At 49.0% G+C, this 3,991-nt stretch carries 2 protein-coding genes; both read right to left on the bottom strand.

The window, feature by feature from the left end; all coding sequences use genetic code 11:
* The coding region (locus tag CXF95_RS26035) for a VCBS repeat-containing protein (protein ID WP_101201388.1) at positions 1-3,121 on the bottom strand (3,121 nt) is incomplete at its 3' end.
* 545 nt (positions 3,122-3,666) lie between these two features.
* Positions 3,667-3,991, bottom strand: a 325-nt coding sequence (locus tag CXF95_RS26030) for a VCBS repeat-containing protein (protein ID WP_198556711.1), incomplete at its 5' end; no start/stop codon positions are given.

Genomic DNA, 3,991 nt, shown 5'->3' with positions numbered 1-3,991 from the left:
AAAAGGTTTCATCAAACTCACTGCCAATGTTTACGCCCGCCGGGCTAAAACCGCCACTGCCATTATTCAGGTACAGCTTGTTGGTTTGACGACTATTATTACCCGCCAGCACGTCCAAATCACCATCGCCGTCGATATCCCCAAGGGTAAGCGTACGGGTGCTATCCCCCTCATTGCCAATATCCAAGCCCGTTGGGCTAAAACCACCACTGCCATTATTTAGGTACAGCTTGTTGGTTGCATTAACATTACCCGTCAGCACATCCAAATCACCATCGCCGTCGATATCGCCAAGGGTCAGTGCGAGGGTGGTATCCCTCTCATTGCCAATATCCAAGCCCGTTGGGCTAAAACCACCACTGCCATCATTTAGATACAGCTTGTTTTCGAGAACATTACCCGCCAGCACGTCCAAATCACCATCGCCGTCGATATCCCCAAGGGTCAGTGCGAAGGTTCTATCCGTCTCACTGCCAATGCTTACGCCCACCTCACTAAAAACGCCACTGCCATTATTCAGGTATAACTTATTGGTTGCTGTTGTATTATTACCCGCTAGCACATCCAAATCACCATCGCCGTCGATATCCCCTAGGGTGAGTGAAATGGTTTCATCCTCCTCATTGCCAATGTTTACGCCAGGCGTGCTAAAACCACCACTGCCATTATTCCGGTACAGCTTGTTGGTTGCATTATAATTACCCGTCAGTACGTCCAAATCACCATCGCCATCAATATCACCCAGGGTTAGCAAGTGGGTGATATCGCTCTCATTGCCAATATCTGAGCCCGCGGCACTAAAACCGGCGCTGCCATTATTCCGGTATAGCTTGTTGGTTGCATTATAATTACCCGCCAGCACGTCCAAATCACCATCGCCGTCAATATCCCCAAGGGTAAGCGCATAGGTGTTACCCGTCTCACTGCCAATGTTGAAGCCCGCCTCACTAAAACCACCACTGCCATTATTCAGATACAGCGTGTTTTGACCCTGATTACCCGCCAACACATCCAAATCCCCATCGCCGTCAATATCTTCTAGGGCGAGCGTGAGGGTACTACCCGCCTCACTGCCAATATTATCTCCGGCGCTAAAACCACCACTGCCATCATTCAGGTAAAGCTTGTTGGTTACATTATAATTACCCGCCAGCACGTCCAAATCACCATCGCCGTCGATATCACCAAGGATAAGTGCTAAGGTGCTATTCGGCACACCGCCAATGTTTACGCCAGCCGTGCTAAAACCGCCACTGCCATCATTCAAGTACAGCTTGTTGGCTTGGCCGAAATTACCCGCCAACACATCCAAATCCCCATCGCCGTCGATATCTCCAAGGGTGAGCGTACGAGTATTATCCGTCTCACCGCCAATGTTGAAGCCCACCTCGCTAAAACCGCCACTGCCATTATTCAGATACAGCTTGTTGGCTTGGTCGAAATTACCCACCAGCACATCCAAATCACCATCGCCGTCGATATCCCCAAGGGTAAGCTCATAGGTGTTACCCGTCTCACTTCCAATGTTTACGCCCGTCTCGCCAAAGCCGCCAGTGCCATCATTCAAGTACAGCTTGTTTAGACCATTATTACCCAACAGTACGTCCAAATCCCCATCGCCGTCGATATCTCCAAGGGTGAGCGTACGAGTATTATCCGTCTCACCGCCAATATTGAAGCCCACCTCGCTAAAACCGCCACTGCCATTATTTAGGTACAGCTTGTTTTGACCCAGATTACCCACCAGCACGTCCAAATCACCATCGCCGTCGATATCTCCAAGGGTGAGTGCAAGGGTATTATCCGTCTCACTGCCAATGTTGAAGCCAGCCGTGCTAATACCGCCACTGCCAGCATTCAGGTACAGCTTGTTGGTTGCATTAAAATTACCTGCCAGCACGTCCAAATCACCATCGCCGTCGATATCTCCAAGGGTGAGTGTACGGGTATTATCCGTCTCACTGCCAATGTTGAAGCCCGCCTCACTAAAACCACCACTGCCATTATTCAGATACAGCGTGTTTTGACCCTGATTACCCGACAACACATCCAAATCACCATCGCCGTCAATATCTTCTAGGGCGAGCGCGAGGGTTCTACCCGCCTCACTGCCAATATTATTTCCGGCGCTAAAACCACCACTGCCATCATTCAGGTAAAGCTTGTTGGTTGCATTAAAATTACCCGCCAGCAGGTCCAAATCACCATCGCCGTCGATATCACCAAGGATAAGTGCGACGATATTATCTGCCTCACTGCTAATATTATCTCCGACGCTAAAATTGCCACTGCCAATATTCAGGTACAGCTTGTTGGGTTGACCATTATTACCCGCCAGCACGTCCAAATCACCATCGCCGTCGATATCACCAAGGGTAAGCACGAGGGTGGTATCCGTCTCATTGCCAATATCCAAGCCCGTTGGGCTAAAACCACCACTGCCATTATTTAGGTAAAGCTTGTTGGTTGCATTAAGATTACCCGCCAGCACATCCAAATCCCCATCGCCGTCGATATCCCCTAGGGTGAGCGCACGGGTATTATCCGTCTCATTGCCAATGTTTACGCCAAGCGTGCTAAAACTGCCACTGCCATTATTCAGGTATAGCTTGTTGGTTTGACCCTCATTACCTGCCAGCACATCCAAATCACCATCGCCGTCAATATCCCCAAGGGTCAGCGAGAGGGTGCTATTCGTCTCACTGCCAATGTTTACGCCAGCCGTGCTAAAACCACCACTGCCATTATTCAGGTACAGCTTGTTGGTTTGATTCAAGTTACCCGCGAGCACATCAAGGTCACCATCGCCGTCGATATCCCCAAGGGTGAGTGAAAAGGTTTCATCCTCGTCAGTACCAACAAGGGCGCTGCGGGGAGTAGCGCCATCCGGTAATTGCTGCAAGCGTTGTGTATGCCAGGCCAATGCCACGGCTTTTTCTTCGGTAGACCAATTTGCCGTGGTTTGACTGCTATCCATTAATGTCTGGTCTGAAAAGTCTTCGGTAAAAGGCAAGCCAGGAGTGGCCGCCATCACTGGCGAGCTCAGCAAACAAATTAGTGTCAGTAAACTGACTTTATTGAACGATTGCGACATAGACTGGCGCTTCTTATAGAAATTCATGCCAAATACTCCTTATGTTTAAACCAAATAAGCATGAGTTCCTACCGGAAGCATGTGCTTAATCTCATACCATTTCGCCGACTGTGGCCGACTTAATACTTACACTAAAACCCGTCTGGCTGGCGACAGCAGATACCCAACGCATTCTCCATAACAAAAATGAAATCTATCCCTGAACACTGTCACTTTCTTAGCTGCGCAGTTTATGCATTCAGTCAAACTATCCTTGAAAAAACGTATATCGTTTAAACCCCTCAACGATGGGAGAATATCATTAGTGTATTTCTAAAAACCATACCTTATTAGGCGCTGCAAGGTTTGCACTTAACCCACAAATGTTTGTACTTTTCGGTCAACCTGCAACAGGTCGGTTAATTAAACATCCAAAAACAGGGCCATCGTGAGTGCTTCTCCTGTGAACTGCTCAGTTTCGGCACACCCCTTTATTTAAACCCACCCTCTTATTTTTTCTGTGCACAAGGCAAAAAAAAGCGCAAAGGTGAGTCACCTTTGCGCTTTGCTTTATCCTTTAACCGTCTGACCCGCTATTGCGCCAACTGCCAAGTATTGTCGGTGGGCCTTAACACCCCTTTGGCGTGCACCGATAGCCCATCCATAAGATGCACGATGTTTCTGGCTGCGTTTTCATTGCGCCACAAAATATCCACCTTGCCATCGCCATCGTAATCACCCATGTTGGCTATCTGCCAGTTGGTATCGCCGACCGTATTGATAAGCTCACTGGCCTTGATTTGACCGTCTTCCATCAAATACGCCCAGTTACGGCCATCCACCTGGTTGCGCAAGATGATATCGTCGGTGCCATCGCCGTCCAAATCTCCGGCCCCGGCTATCGTCCAATCATCATTA

This window comes from Paraglaciecola sp. MB-3u-78 (assembly GCF_002835935.1).
GTDB lineage: Bacteria > Pseudomonadota > Gammaproteobacteria > Enterobacterales > Alteromonadaceae > Paraglaciecola.
Note: the sequence above shows the minus strand (reverse complement) of the source record. Positions and strands in the feature narration are given on the sequence as shown.